The following is a 17,684-nucleotide window of genomic DNA, read 5'->3' as shown; positions in this document are numbered from 1 at the left end:
CCGTGCTCGCCACCCGCGCCCTGACCTGGCGCATCGGTGAGGTCGCCATCGTCGACGGCGTGCACCTCGACCTGGCGCCGGGCGAGTTCCTCGGCGTGATCGGGCCGAACGGCGCCGGCAAGACCTCCCTGTTCAACCTGATCACCGGCCTGCGCCCGCCGACGGCCGGCCAGGTGCTGCTCGACGGCGAGGACGTCACCGCCCTCCCGCCGCACCGGCGGGCCCGGCGCGGGCTGGGGCGTACGTTCCAGTCGTCGTCGGTGTTCGGGTCGCTGACCGTGCGGGAGAACGTGCGGCTCGCCGTACAGGCGCACCGGGGTGGCTCGATGAAGCTGTGGCGACGGGCGGCGGCCGACCGGGGGGTGGCCGCCGCCGCCGACGCGGCGCTCGACCGGGTCGGCCTGCACCACCGGGGTACGGCGCTCGCCGGCACCCTCGCCCACGGCGAGAAGCGCAAGCTGGAGATCGCCCTGCTGCTCGCCGGGGAGCCCCGGGTGATGCTGCTCGACGAGCCGATGGCCGGCGTCAGCGCCGAGGACGTGCCCGAGCTGGTCGCGGTGATCCGGTCGCTGACCGGCGACAGCGGCCGGTCCGTGCTCATGGTGGAACACCACATGGACGTGATCCTCGAACTGGCCGACCGGATCGCCGTGATGCACCACGGCGCGCTGCTGGCCTGCGACACCCCGGAGACCGTGATGGCCGACGCCACCGTCCAGGAGGCGTACCTGGGGGAGGCACTGTGACGGGCGAACCGGTCCTGACCGTCGCGGACCTGTCGGTGCGCATCGCCGGGCTGCACATCCTCCAGGGGGTGTCGTTCACCGTCGCGCCGACCGGCGTGACCGTGCTGCTCGGGCGCAACGGCGTCGGCAAGACCACCACCCTGCGCGCCGTCCTCGGGTTGACGCCCCGGGGCGGCGAGGCGCGCGGCACCGTGCGGATGGGCGGGCGGGACCTGCTCGACCGCCCCACCCACCGGCTCGTCCGCGCCGGGCTCGGCTATGTGCCGGAGGACCGCGACGTGTTCGCCGGGCTCACCGTCGCCGAGAACCTGCGGCTCGCCGAGCGGCGGGGCACCACCCCGGCGTACGACCGGGTCTTCGCGCTCTTCCCGGAGCTGGACCGGCGCGGACGGCAACGGGCCGGCTCGCTCTCCGGCGGGCAGCAGCAGATGCTCGCGATCGGCCGGGTGCTGCTCAACGACAACCGGCTGCTGCTGGTCGACGAGCCGACCAAGGGGTTGGCGCCGAAGGTGGTGACCGAGGTGGCCGAGGTGCTGGAACGCGTCGCCGAGACGGTGCCGGTGCTGCTGGTCGAGCAGAACCTCGCCGTGGTGCGCCGGCTCGCCACCGACGCGGTGGTGCTCTCCGCCGGCCGGGTCGCCTGGGCCGGCGGCGCGGGCGAGCTGCTGGGCTCGGCGGAGCTGACCCGATCCCTGCTGGGCGTGGGCTCGGGGGAGGTGCGGGCGTGAACACGATCGTGCTGCTGACGCTGACCGGGCTCGGCCTGGCGGCGCTCTACTTCCTCGTCGCGTCCGGGCTGTCGCTGGTCTTCGGCCTCGCCGACGTGCTCAACTTCGCCCACGGGCTGTTCCTCGGCGTCGGCGCGTACGGGACGTGGTGGGCGGCGGGCAACCTGCCCGGTGTCGGCGGCGAGGGGCTCGGCTTCGTGCTCGCCGTAGCCTTCGGGGTGGCCGCCGGCACGGTCGTCGCCGTGCTCGTCGAGCTGGTGCTGATCCGGCCGCTGTACTCGCGCACCATCGAGCAGGTGCTCGTCACCGTCGGCCTGTCGCTGGCCGGGGTGGCGCTGCTCCAGGCCACCTGGGGCGCGGACGCCCGGCCGTTCCCCCGCCCCGCCTGGACCCGGCAGGTCACCGGGATCCTCGGCGCGCAGGTGCCCAACGGCGGGCTGCTGCTGATCGTCGCCGCCGCCGTGGTGCTGGGGGCGCTGCTGGCGTTCCTGCGCTGGACCCGGTACGGGCTGATCATCCGGGCCGGCGTGGAGAACCGGGAGATGGTCACCGCGCTGGGCATCGACGTGCGCAAGGCGTTCACCCTGGTCTTCGCCATCGGCGGGGCCGCCGCCGCGCTGGCCGGCGCGCTCGGCGGCGTCTACTTCGGCACCGTCTCGCCCGGCCAGGGCGGCTCCTTGCTGATCTTCGCGTTCATCGTGGTGGTGATCGGCGGCATGGGCTCCGTCGTCGGCTCCGCGTACGCGGCCGTCGCCGTCGGCCTGCTGCAACAGTTCGTCAACTACTACGGCGCGTCCGGCGTCGGCGACCTGTGCGTCGTCGCGCTGCTGGCCGTGGTGCTGCTGCTGCGCCCCCAGGGCATCGCCGGAAAGGTGGCTCACGCATGACCGACTCGATGGTCGAAGCGCCCCCGGCACGGGTGCCGGACGAGCTGACCCCGCACCGGCGGGGCTGGCACGGGCTGCGGCCGTACCTGCCGCTGGTGGCGCTGGCCGTGGCGGCGGTCCTGCCGTACTCGACGCTGGAGCTGCCCGGGATCTTCGAGGGGCCGCTGAACTCGCCCGGCACCCTGCAACTGCTCGCCGTCTGCCTCGTCTTCGGCGGCCTCGCCGCCGGCTACGACCTGCTGTTCGGGCGCACCGGGATGCTCTCCTTCGGGCACGCCCTCTACTTCGCCGCCGGCGTGTACGGCACCGACATCCTGGTCACCCGGGCCGGGCTGCCGCTGTGGCAGGCCGCGCTGCTCACGATCGTCGGCGGGACGATCCTCGCCGGGCTGCTCGGCGCGGTGGCGCTGCGTACGGCCGGGATCGCGTTCGCCATGGTCACCCTCGCCTTCGCGCAGGTCGGGGCGATCCTGGTGGCCCGGGACTTCGGCGGGCTCACCGGCGGCGAGGAGGGGCTGCCGCTGGACGTGTCCGGGCTGCCCGCCGGGCTGGTCGGGGTGGCCAACACCGTCAACCTGTACTGGCTGGCGCTGGCGTACCTGGCCCTGGTGGTGTTCGTCGTGCACCGGGTGTCCGGGTCGCCGACGGGGCGGGTGCTCGCCGGCCTGCGCGACGACGAGCGGCGCATCGGCGTGCTCGGGCTCGACCCGTACCGGTTCAAGCTGGTCGCGTTCACCCTGGCCGGCGGGCTCGCGGCGGGCGGGGGAGTCGTCTACTGCCTGATCGTCGGCGGCGCGTCGCCGCACATCACCTCCAGCGAGCTGACCCTGTCGCTGCTGGTGATGGTGGTGCTCGGCGGCCCTGGCACCCGCTGGGGGCCGGTGCTCGGCGGCGTCGGCTACATGTACCTGGACCACCGGCTCACCGCGTTCGGCAGCAGTGACGCGGTGGAGTCGCTGCCGGCGTTCCTGAGCCGCCCCCTGAGCCAGCCGCTGTTCGTGCTGGGCACGGTGTTCATCCTGGCCGTCTACTTCTTCCCCGGCGGCCTGGCCAGCCTCCGCTCCCGCCTCGGCCCGCTGGCCCGCCACCTGCCCGCCCGCCGCACCCCTTGATCGACGGGGCGGGGGGCCGGGGCTGGTAGGAATGGGGGGTGGATCAGCAGGGACAGGTGCGGGAACGGGCCGAGGCGGTGCTGCGTCGGCTGGCCGGCGACCACGCCCGGCTGCGGGAGGACCAGTGGCGGGCCATCGAGGCGCTGGTGGTCGACCGGCGGCGGGTGCTCTGCGTGCAGCGCACCGGGTGGGGCAAGTCGGCCGTCTACTTCGTGGCCACCGCCCTCCTGCGCGACCGCGACGGAGAGGGCCCACCCGCCGACTCGAAGCCCGCCGACTCCGGAGCCGCCGTCGTCGGGCCGACGGTGATCGTGTCGCCGCTGCTGGCGCTGATGCGCAACCAGGTCGAGGCCGCCGCCCGTGCCGGCATCCGGGCCCGCACCATCAACTCGGCCAACCTCGACGAGTGGGACGCGATCACCGCGGAGATCCACGACGGCGCGGTGGACGTGCTGCTGATCAGCCCCGAGCGGCTCAACAACCCCGACTTCCGGGACGCGGTGCTGCCTCAGCTGGCGGCGACGACCGGGCTGCTCGTCGTCGACGAGGCGCACTGCGTCTCCGACTGGGGGCACGACTTCCGGCCCGACTACCGGCGGCTGCGCACGTTCCTGGCGAACCTGCCGGAGCGTACGCCGGTGCTCGCCACCACGGCCACCGCGAACGCCCGCGTCACGGCCGACGTCGCCGAGCAGCTCGGCGACGCGCTCGTGCTGCGCGGCACGCTGGACCGGGAGTCGCTGCGCCTGGGGGTGCTCGACCTGCCCAGCCCCGCGCACCGGCTCGGCTGGCTCGCCGACCACCTGGACCAACTGCCCGGCTCCGGGATCATCTACACGCTGACCGTGGCGGCGGCCGGCGAGACCGCCGAGTTCCTGCGCTCCCGGGGCTACCCGGTCGCCTCGTACACGGGGCAGGCCGAGGACGCCGACCGGCGGGCCGCCGAGCAGGACCTGCTCGACAACAAGATCAAGGCGCTGGTCGCGACGAGCGCGCTGGGCATGGGCTTCGACAAGCCCGACCTCGGCTTCGTGGTGCACCTGGGCGCGCCGCCGTCGCCGATCGCGTACTACCAGCAGGTCGGCCGCGCCGGCCGCGCCGTCGAACACGCCGAGGTGCTGCTGCTGCCCGGTGCGGAGGACGCGGCCATCTGGCGCTACTTCGCCTCGCTGGCGTTCCCGCCCGAGGAGCAGGTGCGCGCCGTGCTGGCCGCCCTGCACACCGACCGGCCGCTGTCCACCCAGGCCCTCGAACCGATCGTCGACCTGCGCCGGGCCCGCCTCGAACTGATGCTCAAGGTCCTCGACGTGGACGGCGCGGTGCGCCGGGTGCGCGGCGGCTGGCTCGCCACGGGCGAGCCCTGGGTCTACGACGAGGCCCGGTTGCGCCGCGTCGCCCAGGCGCGCACCGCCGAGCAGCAGGCCATGCGCGAGTACGCGACGACGCCCGGCTGCCGCCTGCGGTACCTGCGGGAGTGCCTCGACGACGCCGGGGCGGGCGACTGCGGCCGGTGCGACCGGTGCGCGGGCCCGCTGTTCACCGCCGACGTGTCTTCGCCGGCGCTGGGCTCGGCCCAGGGCTTCCTCGGCCGCCCCGGGGTGGACGTCCCGCCGAAGAAGCTGTGGCCGACCGGGTTGGACGCGGTGGGCGTACCCCTGAAGGGCCGGATCCCCCCGGCGGAGCAGGCGCTTTCGGGGCGGGCCGTGGGGCGGCTGTCCGACCTGGGCTGGGGTGGCCGGCTGCGGGAGCTGGTCGGCCCCGGCGCGGCGGACCGGCCGGTCCCCGACGACGTGGCCGGCGCGGTCGTCGAGGTGCTCAAGGCGTGGGCGCACGGCGACGACCCGTGGCCGCGCCGCCCGGTCGGCGTGGTCGCGGTCGGCTCCCGGCGGCGGCCGGAGCTGGTCGGTTCGCTCGCGGAGCGGATCGCCGCCGTGGGCCGGCTGCCGCTGCTCGGCGCGGTCGTGCCCACGGGCGCCGCCGGCCCGGACGGTCCGCGCGGCAACAGCGCCCAGCGGGTACGCGCGCTGCACGACGCCTTCGCCCTGCCGGACGGGCTGGCGGACACGCTCGCCGGGCTGGACGGGCCGGTGCTGCTCGTCGACGACCTGGTCGACACGGGCTGGACGCTGACGATGGTGGCCCGGCTGCTGCGCCGGGCGGGCGCGCCCGACGTGCTCCCCCTGGCGCTGGCCGTCGCCGGCTGACGCGTGTTTGCAGGGGCCCCCTGTTAACGCATTCTGTTGTACAGGGGGCCCCTGCAAACAAAAGTTCCCGGGCGCGGCGGATTGCGACCAGGGCCACGCCAGGCGGTCGCTGACCAGGCTGGGCGGGGCCCGACGGTACGGTGGGCGGATGACCGATCAGCTTCCCGACGGCGGGGAGCCGCAGCAGCCCGGGGTGCTGGTCGACCGGGGCACGCTGCGGCTCGCGCTGGTCGTCGGCGGGCTGGTGCTCGCGGTCCTGCTCGGGTTCGGCCTCGGCCGGCTCAATCCGCCCCCGGCGGCCGGCGGCTACGCGCTGACCCCGGCCGGCGCGGACCACACCCATGCCCCGGGCACCGGGGCGCACGACCACGGCGGCACCGCCGACGGGGGCGACCCGACGGGCGTCGGCGGCCTCGCGGTCAGCTCCGGCGGCTGGACGCTGGCCCCGCTGGCGGCCGACCTCGCCGCCGGGCGGGCCGGCGAGTTCCGGTTCCAGATCCGGGACGCCCAGGGGCGGCCGGTGACCCGGTTCGCGGTCGTGCACGACAAGCCGATGCACATGATCGTGGTGCGCCGCGACCTCACCGGTTACCAGCACCTGCACCCGACGATGGCGACGGACGGCACCTGGTCGGTCCCGCTGACCCTGCCGCAGCCGGGCGTCTGGCGGGCGTACGCCGACTTCACGCTGGTCACCGACGATGGCGGGCAGAGTGCCCGGACGTTGGGCACCGACCTGGCCGTCCCGGGGGAGTACGCTCCCCGGCCGCTGCCGGCGGCGGCCCGCACCGCCACCGTGGACGGCTTCGCGGTGAGCTGGTCCGGCGAGCCCGCCATCGGCGTGACCCGGCCGCTGCGGTTCGAGGTGCGCGCCGCCGACGGCGCCGCCGCGCCGCTGGAGCGCTACCTGGGCGCGTACGGGCACCTGGTGGCGTTGCGCGAGGGCGACCTGGGATATCTGCACGTGCACCCGGAGGCGGGGCCGCCGACGGCGGGGGTGAGCTTCCAGGTGACCGTGCCGGGGCCGGGCAGTTACCGGCTCTACCTCGACTTCCAGGTGGCCGGCGTGGTGCGGACGGCCGAGTTCACCCTGAACGTGCCCTGACCCGTGACCCTGCCGGGGCCGGGGCGGCTCAACCGGCGCGGCTCAGCAGGGACGGCTCAGCCGGCGCGGCGGACCGGACGGCGGGCCAGGTAGCGGAGCAGGTCGCGGATGTGGTGCTTCTCCTCGGCCGGCACGGCCGGGTCGGCCAGCCGCTGGAGGATGACCCGGACGTCGGCCTCGACCGGCCCCTCGTCGCCGCGCCGCCGGGGGACGGGCCCGGAGTCGGGCAGCCCGAGGGCCCGGAAGGCCGCCGTCACGGGCAGGTCGAGTGCGGCGCAGAAGCCGCGCACCTTCGCCAGCTCGGGGTAGTCCTGCCAGTCGCCGGCGAGCCAGCGGAAGACGGTGGACCGGCCCACGCCGGTGTGCGACGCCAGGTCGCTGACGGTCCAGCCCCGTTCCTCGCGGGCGTCGTCGATGGCGCGTCGCACGAAACGCGCGAACGCCATCTGCGGCGAAACCTCTGGCGAAGCCATTCCTGCGCGGTCTTCCTTCGGGCCGGAGCACCGGGCGGTGCCCTCTGAGGGTAGTCCCACGGGTGGCGGAAGCAAGCGTTTGCTCGCCCCCTTCGTCCCGATCGGTGCCGTCCCGGGGCGGCTACCTGCGAATATCCCTCATGTTCTTTCCCGCCGAGTGGGAACGTTCCCACGGGAAGCGTATCGGTCGCTGCGGGTGATTGCCGTACGTCAACTAAGCTCGATGCTCGTCCGCCCACCGTCCGTGGCCGTCCGAGACCGCCCGATGAGGAGCAGCATGACCGAGCCGAGCCGTCCGGTGCCGCACCGTCCGGGTGCGGTCAGTCTCTTCTTCGTCGCCAAGGCCGGCGTCTTCGCCGTCGGCTTCTGGGGCTGGCTCGCCTTCCTGGTGCTCCACGTCGACCGGGTGACCGGGGCGCACGTCCTGGCCGCCGCGGGCGCGGTCACCACGACGCTGGTCGGCGTGGTGCTCGGCGTGCGCCTGGCCCTGCAGCGCAACGCGGCGGTGCGGCACGCCGAGCTCAAGCGGCTCCTGGTCGACATCTCCTGGAACGCCTTCGCCGCCGCCGGAAACGCGGAGACCCCGGCCAAGGTGGTGCCGTTCCCGACGGTGTCGCCCGACGCCGAGCGGCCCGGTGGCCGGGGGCGCGGAGACCGGTTCTCGGCCTTCGACCGCAGCACTGGCAACGAGCGGCCCCCGGGGCGGGACCGGGGCGGCAGCGGCGACCGCCGCCGCTGAGCGGACCGGCAGGAGAACGGCCCCGGGCCGGACCGGCGCGGGCGCGCCGCGGGCCGGCACGAGAGCGGACCCGGCCCGGCCCGGCCTGCCCGCTGGGCTTGATCGATTCCATGTCGGCGACATAGCGGTATCCCGACCCGTCGGACCCCGCCATATTCCCGACATAGCGAGCGTGGGCCGGGCCCGTGAGCAGGTGCGGGCCGGGGTTCGGCGGCCCCCGGGGGCGCGCCGGGTCAGCCGGTCGGCGGCGTGGCGAGCAGCGTCTCCAGGCGCGGGGTCACCCGCCACTGGTCGACCAGCGCCCGGTAGTCCGCCCGTTGCCCGTCCGTCGGCGGCCCGCCCGCCCGGCGCGCCCGGATCAGCAGGTTCCGGGGCGTGTGCCGGGAGTCGACGAACTCGACCACCTCGGTCCGGTACCCGTGCAGCCGCAGCAGCGCGGCCCGCAGCGAGTCGGTCAGCACGTCCGCGAAGCGCTCGCGCAGGATGCCCTGCCGGGTCAGCAGGTCGTACGGGGCCGGAGCCGGCCGGGTCCGCAACTGGGCGGCGAGGTCGTGGTGGCAGCAGGGCGCGGCGAGCACCCAGCGGGCGTCCCAGCGCACCGCCCGGGCCAGCGCCTCGTCGGTGGCGGTGTCGCACGCGTGCAGGGCCAGCACCAGGTCGGGGGCGGGGTCGACCACCGCGTCGGCGATCGTACCCGCCACGAAGATCACCCGGTCGGCCCAGCCGAGCCGCCCGGCCAGCTCGGTGTTGCGCTGCCGCTGGTCCTCCCGCACGTCGACGCCGACCAGCCGCACGTCCAGCCCGCGCTGCGTGAGATACCGGTACGCGGCGAAGGTCAGGTACGCGTTGCCGCAGCCCAGGTCGACCACCCGCAGCGGCCCGGCGAGGTCGTCCGGCAGGGTCGCGGCGAGCGCCCGCAGGAACGCGTCCACCTGCCGGCGCTTCGCCGCCGTGCCGCCGATCTCGGCGAAGATCGGGTCGCCCGGGTCGAGCAGCCACTCCTTGGCCCGGTCGTGCCCGGCCGGCTCGGCGGCGGGCCGGGCGGCGGCGGCCCGGTGCACCTGCGCCTCGCCGGACTTGGTCACACGGAGCTGGAGCGTCACGTCGGTCGTCTCCACGTGCCAGTTGCCGAACGGCTCGGCCAGCAGGGCGTCCACGGCCGCGCCGGCCTCCGCGCCGGGCGCGAGGTTGCGGGTGTGCGGGCGGGCCCCGTCGGAGGTGGCGAGCTGCAACCTCGGGCCCGCCTTGAGGACGACGGGGCGCAGCTCGGCGCGGACCACCGAGGGGCGGTGCCCCTTACGGCGGCCGGCGGCGACGGCCCGGGTCAGCGCGGGGTCGAGCAGCAGGGCCCGGACCTCGGTCAGGGCGGCGTCCAGGGGTTCGGGCATCTCTCCATCTTCCTCGCCGGGATTCCCCCGGGCGCGGCGGGCGGCGGCCCGCGGCGGGACACCGGGGCGATCCCTCGGCGGGACGTCGGGCGGCGATCGACGGGCAGCGGGCCGATCCCTCGGCGGGATATCGGGCGGCGGGCGATCCGTCGGTGGGGCGGCGGTCGGCGGGACGCCGGGTGTGCCGGGTCGCCCCGCCCGGTCGGTCGGCGCCGGAACGCGACATCCCCCGCTCCGGTGGGACCGGGCGGGGGATGTCGGCGTTGCGCGTGGGTCAGTCGGCGGTCGCCTCGGCGGGCGTACCCGGGCCGGAACCGCCACTGCGGCGGCGTCGGCGGCGGCGGGGCTTGGCCGGATCGCCGTCGGCCGCCGCCGCCGCGGCGGGCTCGGCGCCGGACGGCTCGGCGGTGACCACTGCGGTCGGCTCGCCGGCCCCCGCCTCGCCGACCCGGCGGCGACGCCGGCGGCGCGGCGTGCGGGCGTCGCCCTCGGCGGCCTGCTCGGCCGGGACGCCGGCGGCGTCGCCGTCGCTGGCGGGCCGCGCCGGGCGGCGCTCGCCGCGACCACGGGACTCGCCCCGTTCGCCGCGCCGGGGGCCCCGGCCGCTGGACTCGCCGCGCCGGGACCGGCCGCCGAGGTCCTCCTCGACCTCCGCCGACAGCCCGGCCCGGGTCCGCTCCGCCGTCGGCAGGGTGCCGGTGACGTCGCGGGAGATGGCCAGGTCGGTGTAGAGGTGCGGCGAGGTGTGGTAGGTCTCCGGTGGCTCCGGCATCTCCAGCCCGAGCGTCTTGTCGATGATCCGCCAGCGGGGCATGTCGTCCCAGTCGACGAAGGTCACCGCGACGCCCGTGGCGCCGGCCCGGCCGGTGCGGCCGATCCGGTGGGTGTAGGTGTCCTGGTCTTCGGGGCAGTCGTAGTTGATGACGTGGGTGACACCGCTGACGTCCAGGCCCCGGGCGGCCACGTCGGTGGCGACCAGGATGTCGATCTTGCCGGCCCGGAACGCGCGCAGCGCCCGCTCCCGGGCACCCTGGCCCAGGTCGCCGTGCACGGCGGCCACGGCGAAGCCGCGGAAGTCGAGGTCCTCGGCGACCCGGTCGGCGGCCCGCTTGGTGCGGGTGAAGATCATGGTCAGGCCGCGCCCTTCCGCCTGGAGGATGCGGGCCACGATCTCGATCTTGTTCATCGAGTGGGTGCGGTAGACCAGCTGCTCGGTCTGCGGCGACGGCCCGGTCTCGGCGGTGTGCCCGGCGTGGATCGTCATCGGCTGGCGCAGGAAGCGCCGGGACAGCGTGACGATCGGGTCAGGCATGGTGGCCGAGAAGAGCATGGTCTGCCGGTCCTCCGGCAGCATCGCGAGGATCTTCTCGACGTCATCGAGGAAGCCCAGGTCGAGCATCCGGTCGGCCTCGTCGAGCACCAGCGCGCGCACCCGGTCGAGGCGCAGGTGCTTCTGCTTCTGCAGGTCCATCAGCCGGCCCGGCGTGCCGACCAGGATCTCGACGCCCTTGCGCAGCGCGTCGATCTGCGGCTCGTACGCCACGCCGCCGTAGATCGGCAGCACCCGGACGCCCCGTGTGCGCCCGGCGGCGTCGAGGTCCTTGGCGACCTGGATGCCCAGCTCGCGGGTGGGGACGACGACGAGGGCCTGCGGCACGCCGTCGCCGCCCTCGGCCGGGGCGAAGACGCGCTCCAGCAGCGGCACGCCGAAGCCGAGGGTCTTGCCGGTGCCGGTCGGTGCCTGGCCGATCATGTCGACGCCGCGTAGCGCGATCGGGATCGCGTACTCCTGGATGGCGAAGGCGCGGGTGATGCCGGCCGCCGCCAGCGCCTCGACGGTCTCCGGTCGGGCGCCGAGCTCGGCGAAGGTGGGTGCCTCCGGGCGGACCGGGGCGGTGGGTGCCAGCTCCTGGCCGGCTGTGGGATCGAAGATCTGATCGCTCATATGGATTTGGGGGTGCCCTCTCGTGGTGCGCCCCTCAGGTCCTCAGGGCGCGGACGGTAGTGGCGCGGGCCACACGGTCGGGGGCGGAGATCGCCGAGCCGGACCGGGCCGCACGCGCGCCGTGGTGCAGGGCTTCGGGTCGGAATCGACCCTTCGCCAGATCGGCGCCCACGGCAACTGCCCCATACTACCTGAGCCGCCCCGGTGTCGTCCCTGTTCAGGACAGGGTCCCCACGTCGGGGTCGGTGATTGTGACCTGGGTCACTTTAGCCCTACCCGATTGCGCCCGCTGCGACGCGTTTCGGAGGGGTGGGGAGGTCCGGCCGGCCGACCTGCGCGGTCGGGCCGGCCAGCACCTCTGGCCGCCGGTCTCCCGCAGGGAGATCAGCGAACGGTGAAACCGACCGCCCGGGGCGAGGCCTCGGCGATCTCGACGTAGGCGACCTTGTTGACCGGCACGATGATCCGCCGGCCCTTCTCGTCGGTCAGGGAGAGCGTCCCTTCGTCCTTCGCGAAGGCGTCAGTCACGATCTGCTCGATCTCGGCCGGCGACTGCGCGCTCTCCAGAACCAGCTCGCGCGGCGCGTACTGCACGCCGATCTTGACCTCCACGGTGCCTCCTCAACTGGGGCGAAAAAGCCGCCGTGGGAAGGCTATCCGATCTCACGGCCGGATGTTCAGGCTGACTCACCCTGCAGCGGGAAGCTGGCGATGCCCCGCCAGGACAGCGCCGCCACGAGCGCCTCCGCCTCGGCCTTCGGCACCTGCCGGCCCCCGGCCAGCCAGAACTGCGCCGCCGTCTCCGCCGCGCCGACCAGGCCGGAGGCGAGCAGCTCGGCGTGCGCCCGGCTCACCCCCGTGTCGGAGATGATCGTGTCGGTGATCGCGGCGATGCAGCCCTGCTCCACCCGCTCCACCCGCTGCCGCACGGCCGGGTCGTTGCGCAGGTCGGACTCGAAGACCAGACGGAACGCCTCGCTCTCGTGGTCGACGAAGTCGAAGTACGCGCGGACCGACGCGCTGACGCGTTCCTTGTTGTCGTTGGTGCCCCGCATCGCGTCGTGCACCTTTGCCACGATCGCGTCACAGTGCGTGTCCAGCAGCGCCAGGTAGAGCTCCATCTTGCCCGGGAAGTGCTGATAGAGCACCGGCTTGGAAACCCCCGCCCGCTCGGCGATGTCGTCCATCGCGGCGGCGTGGTATCCCTGCGCGACGAACACCTCCTGCGCCGCCGCGAGCAGCTGCTTGCGCCGCGCGGAGCGGGGCAAACGCGTGGGCCGGCCGGCGGTCTGGGCACCGTTCCCCACAGCCGTCATGGGAACCTCCGAAACTGGTCGTACGAGCCGGCATATCGCCCGAACCGGTCGGGGTCGATGAACCCCGCGCGGAATTGGCCCGCCGCTGTAACTTATCGCCACTGTCACCACACGGTAGCCTCAGCGGGGGCGACCAAGGAGCGCGCGGTGAGTGAAGCAGGGCAACCCGGTGCCGCCACCCCGGGAGAGCACGGCGACGGCACGGGTCAGCAGGACGACCTCGCCCGTTCCGTCAGCGGGTGGGCGCCCTCGGCGACCGGCTGGTCCAGTGGCGGCGACGCCGGCGCGTCGCGGGAGGCGCCGTCCGGCTGGGGCCGCACCGAGCCGGCGTCCGGCTGGGGCGCCTCGTCGCCGCGCCACGGCGACCTGCCGGCCCCCCTGCCCGGCCCGGCCACCCGGGGTGAGCCCCCGACCCGGGTCAACGGCCACCCGCACGTCAACGGCGTGGCCCACCCCGGGGACGAGTCGCGTCCCGGCCGCCCGACGCCGGTCAGCGCGCCGCCGCTGCCGGAGGACGCCGCCTGGGAGACCGACGACGACCGGCTGACCGTCCCCGCGCAGCGCCCGGCCCCCGCCCTGGAGCGCTCGGCCGGCCCGTCGCGCGGCACCGACCCGGACCCCGCTGCCCGGCACTCCTCCGACGACCAGCCGGCCCCCCGCCTGGGCCACTGGCCCGACGGCGACGCCCCAGCGTCCGCGCCCCCCGCCGGTCAGGTGCCGCCGGCCGACGCCGGCTTCGACGCTCCGCGCGGCTTCCCCGCCGACCGGGCCGCCCTCGACCAGGGCGCGACGGCCGGCGGGCCGTACGACTGGGCCCACCGCTTCCCGCCCGAGGACGACGATCCGCGCGGCTATCCGGCCGACCCCGGCCGTGCCGGCCATCCCGGCGACCCCGGCCGTGCCGGCTATTCCGGTGAGCCCGACCGCGGCGGCTATCCCGGCCCTCCCGGCGAGCCCGACCGTGGGCCGGTCCGGGGGCGTGACGAGAGCGCCGCGCCACCCCCGCCGGGCTGGGCCGGCCCCGACTGGAACCGCCCGAGCTGGGGCGGGGGGTGGGCCCCGCCGTGGTCCCGCGACCAGGCCGAGCCGGCCGGCCGCCGCTCCCGCGACGACGAGGGCGAGCCCGCCCGCCGGTCCCGCGACGACGGGTCGGCCGGGCGTCGCCTGCGCGCCGACGAGGACACCGCCGACCGCCACGCCGGCATCGACGAGCTGGCCGGGCGCCGGGCCCGCGCAGAGGCCGAGCCGGTCGGCCCGGCGCGCGCGGAGGCCGAGCAGACCGGTCCGCCGTCACGCGAGGGCCGGGCGGCCGACTGGGCCCCCCCGCCCGGTCGCAGCCACCCGCCGGAGCCGAACCACCCCTACGCCGCCGAGCCGACCCGGCCGTACGAGCCGGTGCGCGCCGAGCCGGTCCGCCCGTACCAGCCGGTGCGGGCCGAGCCGATCCGCCCGTACGAGCTGCCCCGTCCCGGGTCCGAGCCGCGTGCCGGGGCCGAACCGGCCGCCCGACCCGCCCCGGACCCGGCCGAGCGCCCCGCCTGGGCCGGTGGCCGCCCCGCGTCTGCCCCGCCCGCCGCCGGGCCCGAGACCTCGGCCGCCGCAGCCGTCGACCCGGCCGAGGTCCGGGCCGCCGCCGCCCGGCCCTTCCGGCTCCGTCCGGTCCCCGAGGACGCCCCGCCCACCGACGCACCCGGCCAACCGCCGACCGCCACCGGTGCCGGGCCGACCGCCGCACCCGCCACGAGCGGGATCGGCCGGCTGGTCCGCACCCCACCCGCGCCCGCCCCGACGAGCGCACCCCCGTACGCGGCCCGCCGATCCGCACCCGACCCGGTGACCCCGGCCACCCCGGCCGACGGGGGCCGGCAGCCGGACCGCACGGCGGTGCTGCCGCAGCGCGTCCCCGCCGAACCGGACGTGCCCGTCGTGCCGGAGCCGCCAGCCGTGGAGCCCCCCGCCGAGACCCCGGAGCTCGCCCGCATCGCCACCCACCTTCGTCGCGACGACGAGCCCGCCCCGCCGCAGGAGCGGCCCGAGGGGTTCGACGTCAACGCCATCCTCGACGCCGTGCGCGGTGTCGCCGGGGTGCGGGACGCGGCCCTGCGCCGCACCCCGGCCGGCGCGCACAGCCTGCGGCTCGATCTCGCCGACGGTGCCGACCCCGCCGAGGTGAGCCGCCAGGTGGCCCGCCTGCTGCAGGAGCGGATGGGGCTGGCCGCCGCCCCGCAGGACATCCCGGGGATGCCGAGCGCCCCGCCGCCGCCCGTGCGTCGTCGTTCGGCCGAGGCGCGCCCCGACCTGCGGGGCACCGCCCCCCGGCCCCCCGAGCGCCGCCCCGTCGACCCCCGGGGAGCCGCCGGCCGGCTGCCGGAGGCCCGGCCGCCCGCCGACGCGCCGCCGCCCCGGCTCGACCGCCGGGCCGACCCGGCGGGGGAGCCGCCGCGCCGGCGTCGCCAGGCGACCACGCACCGGGGCCGGGCCGCCGTGGAGGAGCCGGGCCAGGTCAGCGCCGCCCCGGCCGGCCTCGCGACGGGCAGCCCGGCGACGCTCGGCTCCTCGTACTCCGGTGGGCAGATGACCACGACGGAGACCGCGCCGTCGCGACCGCTGGACACCGGCGGCGCGCCGGGGCCCCGAGTGGTGATCGACCACGTCCAGGTCAGCACGTTCGGCCTCGACGCGAACGTCGAGGTCCGCCTCCTCGCCGACCAGGAAACCGCATCCGGGTACGCGACCGGGCCCGCCGTGGACGGCTACGTGCTGCGGCTCTGCGCCGTCGCCGCGGCGGCGGCGGTGGACCAGTTGCTGCGCGGCGGCGAGCAGGAGCCCGACCGGGGCCGGTGCTTCGTCGAGCACGCGGCGGTGGTGCCGTTCGGCAACTGCGAGGTGGCCACGGTGGTGGTGCTGCTGGTCTGCGACGGCTGGGTCGAGCAGCTCGCCGGCTCGGCACTGGTGGCCGGCGACCCCCGGCAGGCCGTCGTCCGGGCCACCCTGGCGGCCGTCAACCGCCGCCTGGAGGCGCTGCTGGCGTGACCGACGGCGGGCGGGACGCCGGCGGCGCGGGCAGACTTGGTGCCATGAAAGCCGCCATCCTCGGGCCGGACCACCACCTGCCCCCGCACGGGACCCCGCCGCCGTGGCCCGGTCGGGAGGTACGCCTCGACGGCTCCGTCACCTACGTCCGGGACACCCCGGCCACCGCCGCCGGGGCCGAGCCGGCGCTCTACGTCCACGGCCTCGGCGGGTCGTCGCAGAACTGGACCGACCTGGCCGGGCTGCTCGCCGACCGGCTCGACGGCCAGGCCATCGACCTGCCGGGGTTCGGGCACAGCGAGCCGAGCCGGCGCTACACGGTCCCCGCGTTCGCCGAGCACGTGGTCCGCTGGATCGAGCACTCCGACCGGGGGCCGGTGCACCTGCTCGGCAACTCGCTGGGCGGGGCGGTCTCGGTGCGGGTCGCCGCGCTGCGCCCGGACCTGGTACGCACGCTGACCCTGATCTCCCCGGCGCTGCCCTTCCTGGACTTCCGCCGCTCGTTGCAGGGCCGGATGCTGCCCCTGCTGGCCGTGCCGCGCGGGGAACGGCTCGTCGGCTGGCAGTTGGCCCGGCTGGACCCGAAGGTGATGGCGCAGCAGGTGATGGAGTCCTGCGTGGCCGACCTGACCCGGATCAGCGAGCAGCGCCGGCAGGAGGCGCTGGAGGAGATCCTGCTGCGCTACCAGGCCGCGCACTATGCCTCCGTGTACGTGCGCACCTTCCGCGGCCTGGTCTCCAGCTTCCTGCGTTCGTACCTGCGGGGGCCGGAGTCGCTGTGGCGGCTCGCCGCGGCGGTGCGGGTGCCGACGCTGGTGATCGGCGGGTCCGAGGACCGGCTGGTCGACGTGCGGGTGGCGCCGCAGGCCGCCCGGGTGATCCCGGACAGCCGGCTGTTGATGCTGCGCGGCGTGGGGCACGTGGCCCAGCTGGAGGTGCCCCGCACGGTGGCCCGCGCGGTGCTCGGGTTGCTCGACGAAGTGGCGAACCCCGTGACGGTCCGTGACGTGGCATCCTGACCGGGATGCCCGGATTCCTGCCTCGTCGCGCTTCCCGCCCGAATTCCCCCGCAGCCCCTGCCGTCCGACGGCGTACCCTGCTGTCGGTGGCCGCCCTCGCCGGGTGCGTCCTGGCCGGCGCGGTCCTGCTGACGGCCCGCCCCCCGACAGGCGACGGTCCCCCGACCGACGTCGAGGCGCTGGCCGTCGACCAGGCGGCCCGCACGCCGGCCCCGGCGGGCGGCGTGGCCCTCCCGGCGGCGTCGCCGAGCCCCGGCGGCCCCCCGGCGGCGGCATTCGGCGGTCCCCCGCCCGTCGACACCGGCTCCCCGCCGGCGCCCGGCGCGTCCCCGGTGCTGCGGATCCCGGGGCCCGTGCCGTCGGCCGGCGGGGGCGGCTTCCGGTACGACGACCGCCCCGGCGCGGTGCTCGGCGCGGCCGGCGCGCTGCGCCGCTACCGGGTGGCGGTGGAACGGGAGGCCGGCGAGGACGTGGGCGACTTCGGCACGGCGGTGCAGGAGGCGCTGGCGGGGCCGGGGAGCTGGGTGGACAGCGGCCGGCTGCGGCTGCAACGGGTGCCCGGCGCGGCCCGGCACGACTTCACGGTCTACCTGGCCACGGCCGGCACGGCGGGGCGGATGTGCGCAGCCGGCGGGGTCGACATCCGGGTGGGCGGGCGGCCCTACACCTCCTGCCGCGCGCCCGGGAAAGTGATCATCAACCTGGACCGGTGGCGGCTGTCGGTGCCGCACTTCGTCGATGCCGGGGTGCCGCTGGCGGTCTATCGGACGTACGTGGTGAACCACGAGGTCGGGCACCAGTTGGGGCACGGGCACGAGCGCTGCCCGAAGCCGGGCCGGCCGGCGCCGGTGATGATGCAGCAGACCCTCTTCCTCAACGGCTGCGTGGCCAACCCGTGGCCGTACCGGGACGGCCGCCGCTACGCCGGCCCGCCGCTGTGACCGGGGCGCAGCGCGCCGGGAAAGGCGAGGGCTTTTCGCGCTGTAGGT

15 protein-coding genes are annotated in these 17,684 nt (G+C 76.2%); 10 read left to right on the top strand and 5 right to left on the bottom strand.

Going from position 1 to position 17,684, the window contains the following annotated elements:
- Window positions 1–2 precede the first annotated feature (2 nt).
- The 6 genes from LPA42_RS29655 (at window position 3) to LPA42_RS29630 (ending at window position 6,782) form a co-directional block, all read left to right on the top strand.
- Entirely contained in the window at window positions 3–746 is a 744-nt protein-coding gene (locus LPA42_RS29655) for an ABC transporter ATP-binding protein (RefSeq protein WP_043965379.1), read from the top strand.
- Entirely contained in the window at window positions 743–1,474 is a 732-nt protein-coding gene (locus tag LPA42_RS29650; RefSeq protein WP_077938240.1) for an ABC transporter ATP-binding protein, read from the top strand. The genes LPA42_RS29655 and LPA42_RS29650 overlap by 4 nt, the downstream gene beginning before the upstream one ends.
- Complete coding sequence (locus LPA42_RS29645; RefSeq protein WP_077938241.1) at window positions 1,471–2,361, top strand: branched-chain amino acid ABC transporter permease; 891 nt, start codon at window positions 1,471–1,473, stop codon at window positions 2,359–2,361. The genes LPA42_RS29650 and LPA42_RS29645 overlap by 4 nt, the downstream gene beginning before the upstream one ends.
- The gene (locus LPA42_RS29640; RefSeq protein ID WP_077938242.1) at window positions 2,358–3,473 is read left to right on the top strand and encodes a branched-chain amino acid ABC transporter permease; all 1,116 of its coding nucleotides are present in this window, start codon (window positions 2,358–2,360) and stop codon (window positions 3,471–3,473) included. Before LPA42_RS29645 ends, LPA42_RS29640 begins: the two co-directional genes overlap by 4 nt.
- Before the next feature lie 38 nt (window positions 3,474–3,511).
- Window positions 3,512–5,677, top strand: a complete 2,166-nt coding sequence (locus LPA42_RS29635; RefSeq protein WP_077938243.1) for a RecQ family ATP-dependent DNA helicase — start codon at window positions 3,512–3,514, stop codon at window positions 5,675–5,677.
- Window positions 5,678–5,825: 148 nt separating this feature from the next.
- Window positions 5,826–6,782, top strand: a complete 957-nt coding sequence (locus tag LPA42_RS29630; protein WP_077938244.1) for a hypothetical protein — start codon at window positions 5,826–5,828, stop codon at window positions 6,780–6,782.
- Window positions 6,783–6,838: 56 nt separating this feature from the next.
- Here LPA42_RS29630 and LPA42_RS29625 read toward each other — a convergent pair whose 3' ends face one another.
- Entirely contained in the window at window positions 6,839–7,255 is a 417-nt protein-coding gene (locus tag LPA42_RS29625) for a helix-turn-helix transcriptional regulator (RefSeq protein ID WP_043965390.1), read from the bottom strand.
- 277 nt (window positions 7,256–7,532) lie between these two features.
- Here LPA42_RS29625 and LPA42_RS29620 point away from each other — a divergent pair, with 277 nt between their 5' ends.
- On the top strand, window positions 7,533–7,994 hold the full coding sequence (locus LPA42_RS29620; RefSeq protein WP_077938245.1) for a hypothetical protein: 462 nt from the start codon (window positions 7,533–7,535) through the stop codon (window positions 7,992–7,994).
- Window positions 7,995–8,227: 233 nt separating this feature from the next.
- Here the strand turns inward: LPA42_RS29620 and LPA42_RS29615 are convergent, their stop codons facing one another.
- The 4 genes from LPA42_RS29615 to LPA42_RS29600 form a co-directional block, all read right to left on the bottom strand.
- Window positions 8,228–9,382 (bottom strand): SAM-dependent methyltransferase, encoded by a 1,155-nt coding sequence (locus LPA42_RS29615; protein WP_077938246.1) that lies wholly within the window; start codon window positions 9,380–9,382, stop codon window positions 8,228–8,230.
- Between the two features lie 274 nt (window positions 9,383–9,656).
- The gene (locus tag LPA42_RS29610; RefSeq protein ID WP_077938247.1) at window positions 9,657–11,327 is read right to left on the bottom strand and encodes a DEAD/DEAH box helicase; all 1,671 of its coding nucleotides are present in this window, start codon (window positions 11,325–11,327) and stop codon (window positions 9,657–9,659) included.
- Between the two features lie 384 nt (window positions 11,328–11,711).
- Window positions 11,712–11,939 carry a DUF3107 domain-containing protein gene (locus tag LPA42_RS29605; RefSeq protein WP_077938248.1) on the bottom strand — a complete coding sequence of 76 codons (228 nt, stop codon included), beginning with the start codon at window positions 11,937–11,939 and terminating at the stop codon, window positions 11,712–11,714.
- A 65-nt stretch (window positions 11,940–12,004) separates the two neighbouring features.
- Window positions 12,005–12,643 carry a TetR/AcrR family transcriptional regulator gene (locus LPA42_RS29600; RefSeq protein ID WP_043965396.1) on the bottom strand — a complete coding sequence of 213 codons (639 nt, stop codon included), beginning with the start codon at window positions 12,641–12,643 and terminating at the stop codon, window positions 12,005–12,007.
- A 147-nt stretch (window positions 12,644–12,790) separates the two neighbouring features.
- On the opposite strand from LPA42_RS29600, the gene LPA42_RS29595 reads away from it, so the two are divergent.
- The 3 genes from LPA42_RS29595 (at window position 12,791) to LPA42_RS29585 (ending at window position 17,636) form a co-directional block, all read left to right on the top strand.
- On the top strand, window positions 12,791–15,676 hold the full coding sequence (locus tag LPA42_RS29595; protein WP_228987020.1) for a hypothetical protein: 2,886 nt from the start codon (window positions 12,791–12,793) through the stop codon (window positions 15,674–15,676).
- 44 nt (window positions 15,677–15,720) lie between these two features.
- Window positions 15,721–16,695, top strand: coding sequence for an alpha/beta fold hydrolase (locus LPA42_RS29590; protein WP_077938249.1), 975 nt, complete (start codon window positions 15,721–15,723; stop codon window positions 16,693–16,695).
- A gap of 86 nt (window positions 16,696–16,781) precedes the next feature.
- Window positions 16,782–17,636, top strand: a complete 855-nt coding sequence (locus LPA42_RS29585; RefSeq protein WP_228987019.1) for a DUF3152 domain-containing protein — start codon at window positions 16,782–16,784, stop codon at window positions 17,634–17,636.
- Window positions 17,637–17,684 lie beyond the last annotated feature (48 nt).

This window comes from Micromonospora sp. DH13, from assembly GCF_020873825.1.
GTDB lineage: Bacteria > Actinomycetota > Actinomycetes > Mycobacteriales > Micromonosporaceae > Micromonospora > Micromonospora haikouensis.
Note: the sequence above shows the minus strand (reverse complement) of the source record. Positions and strands in the feature narration are given on the sequence as shown.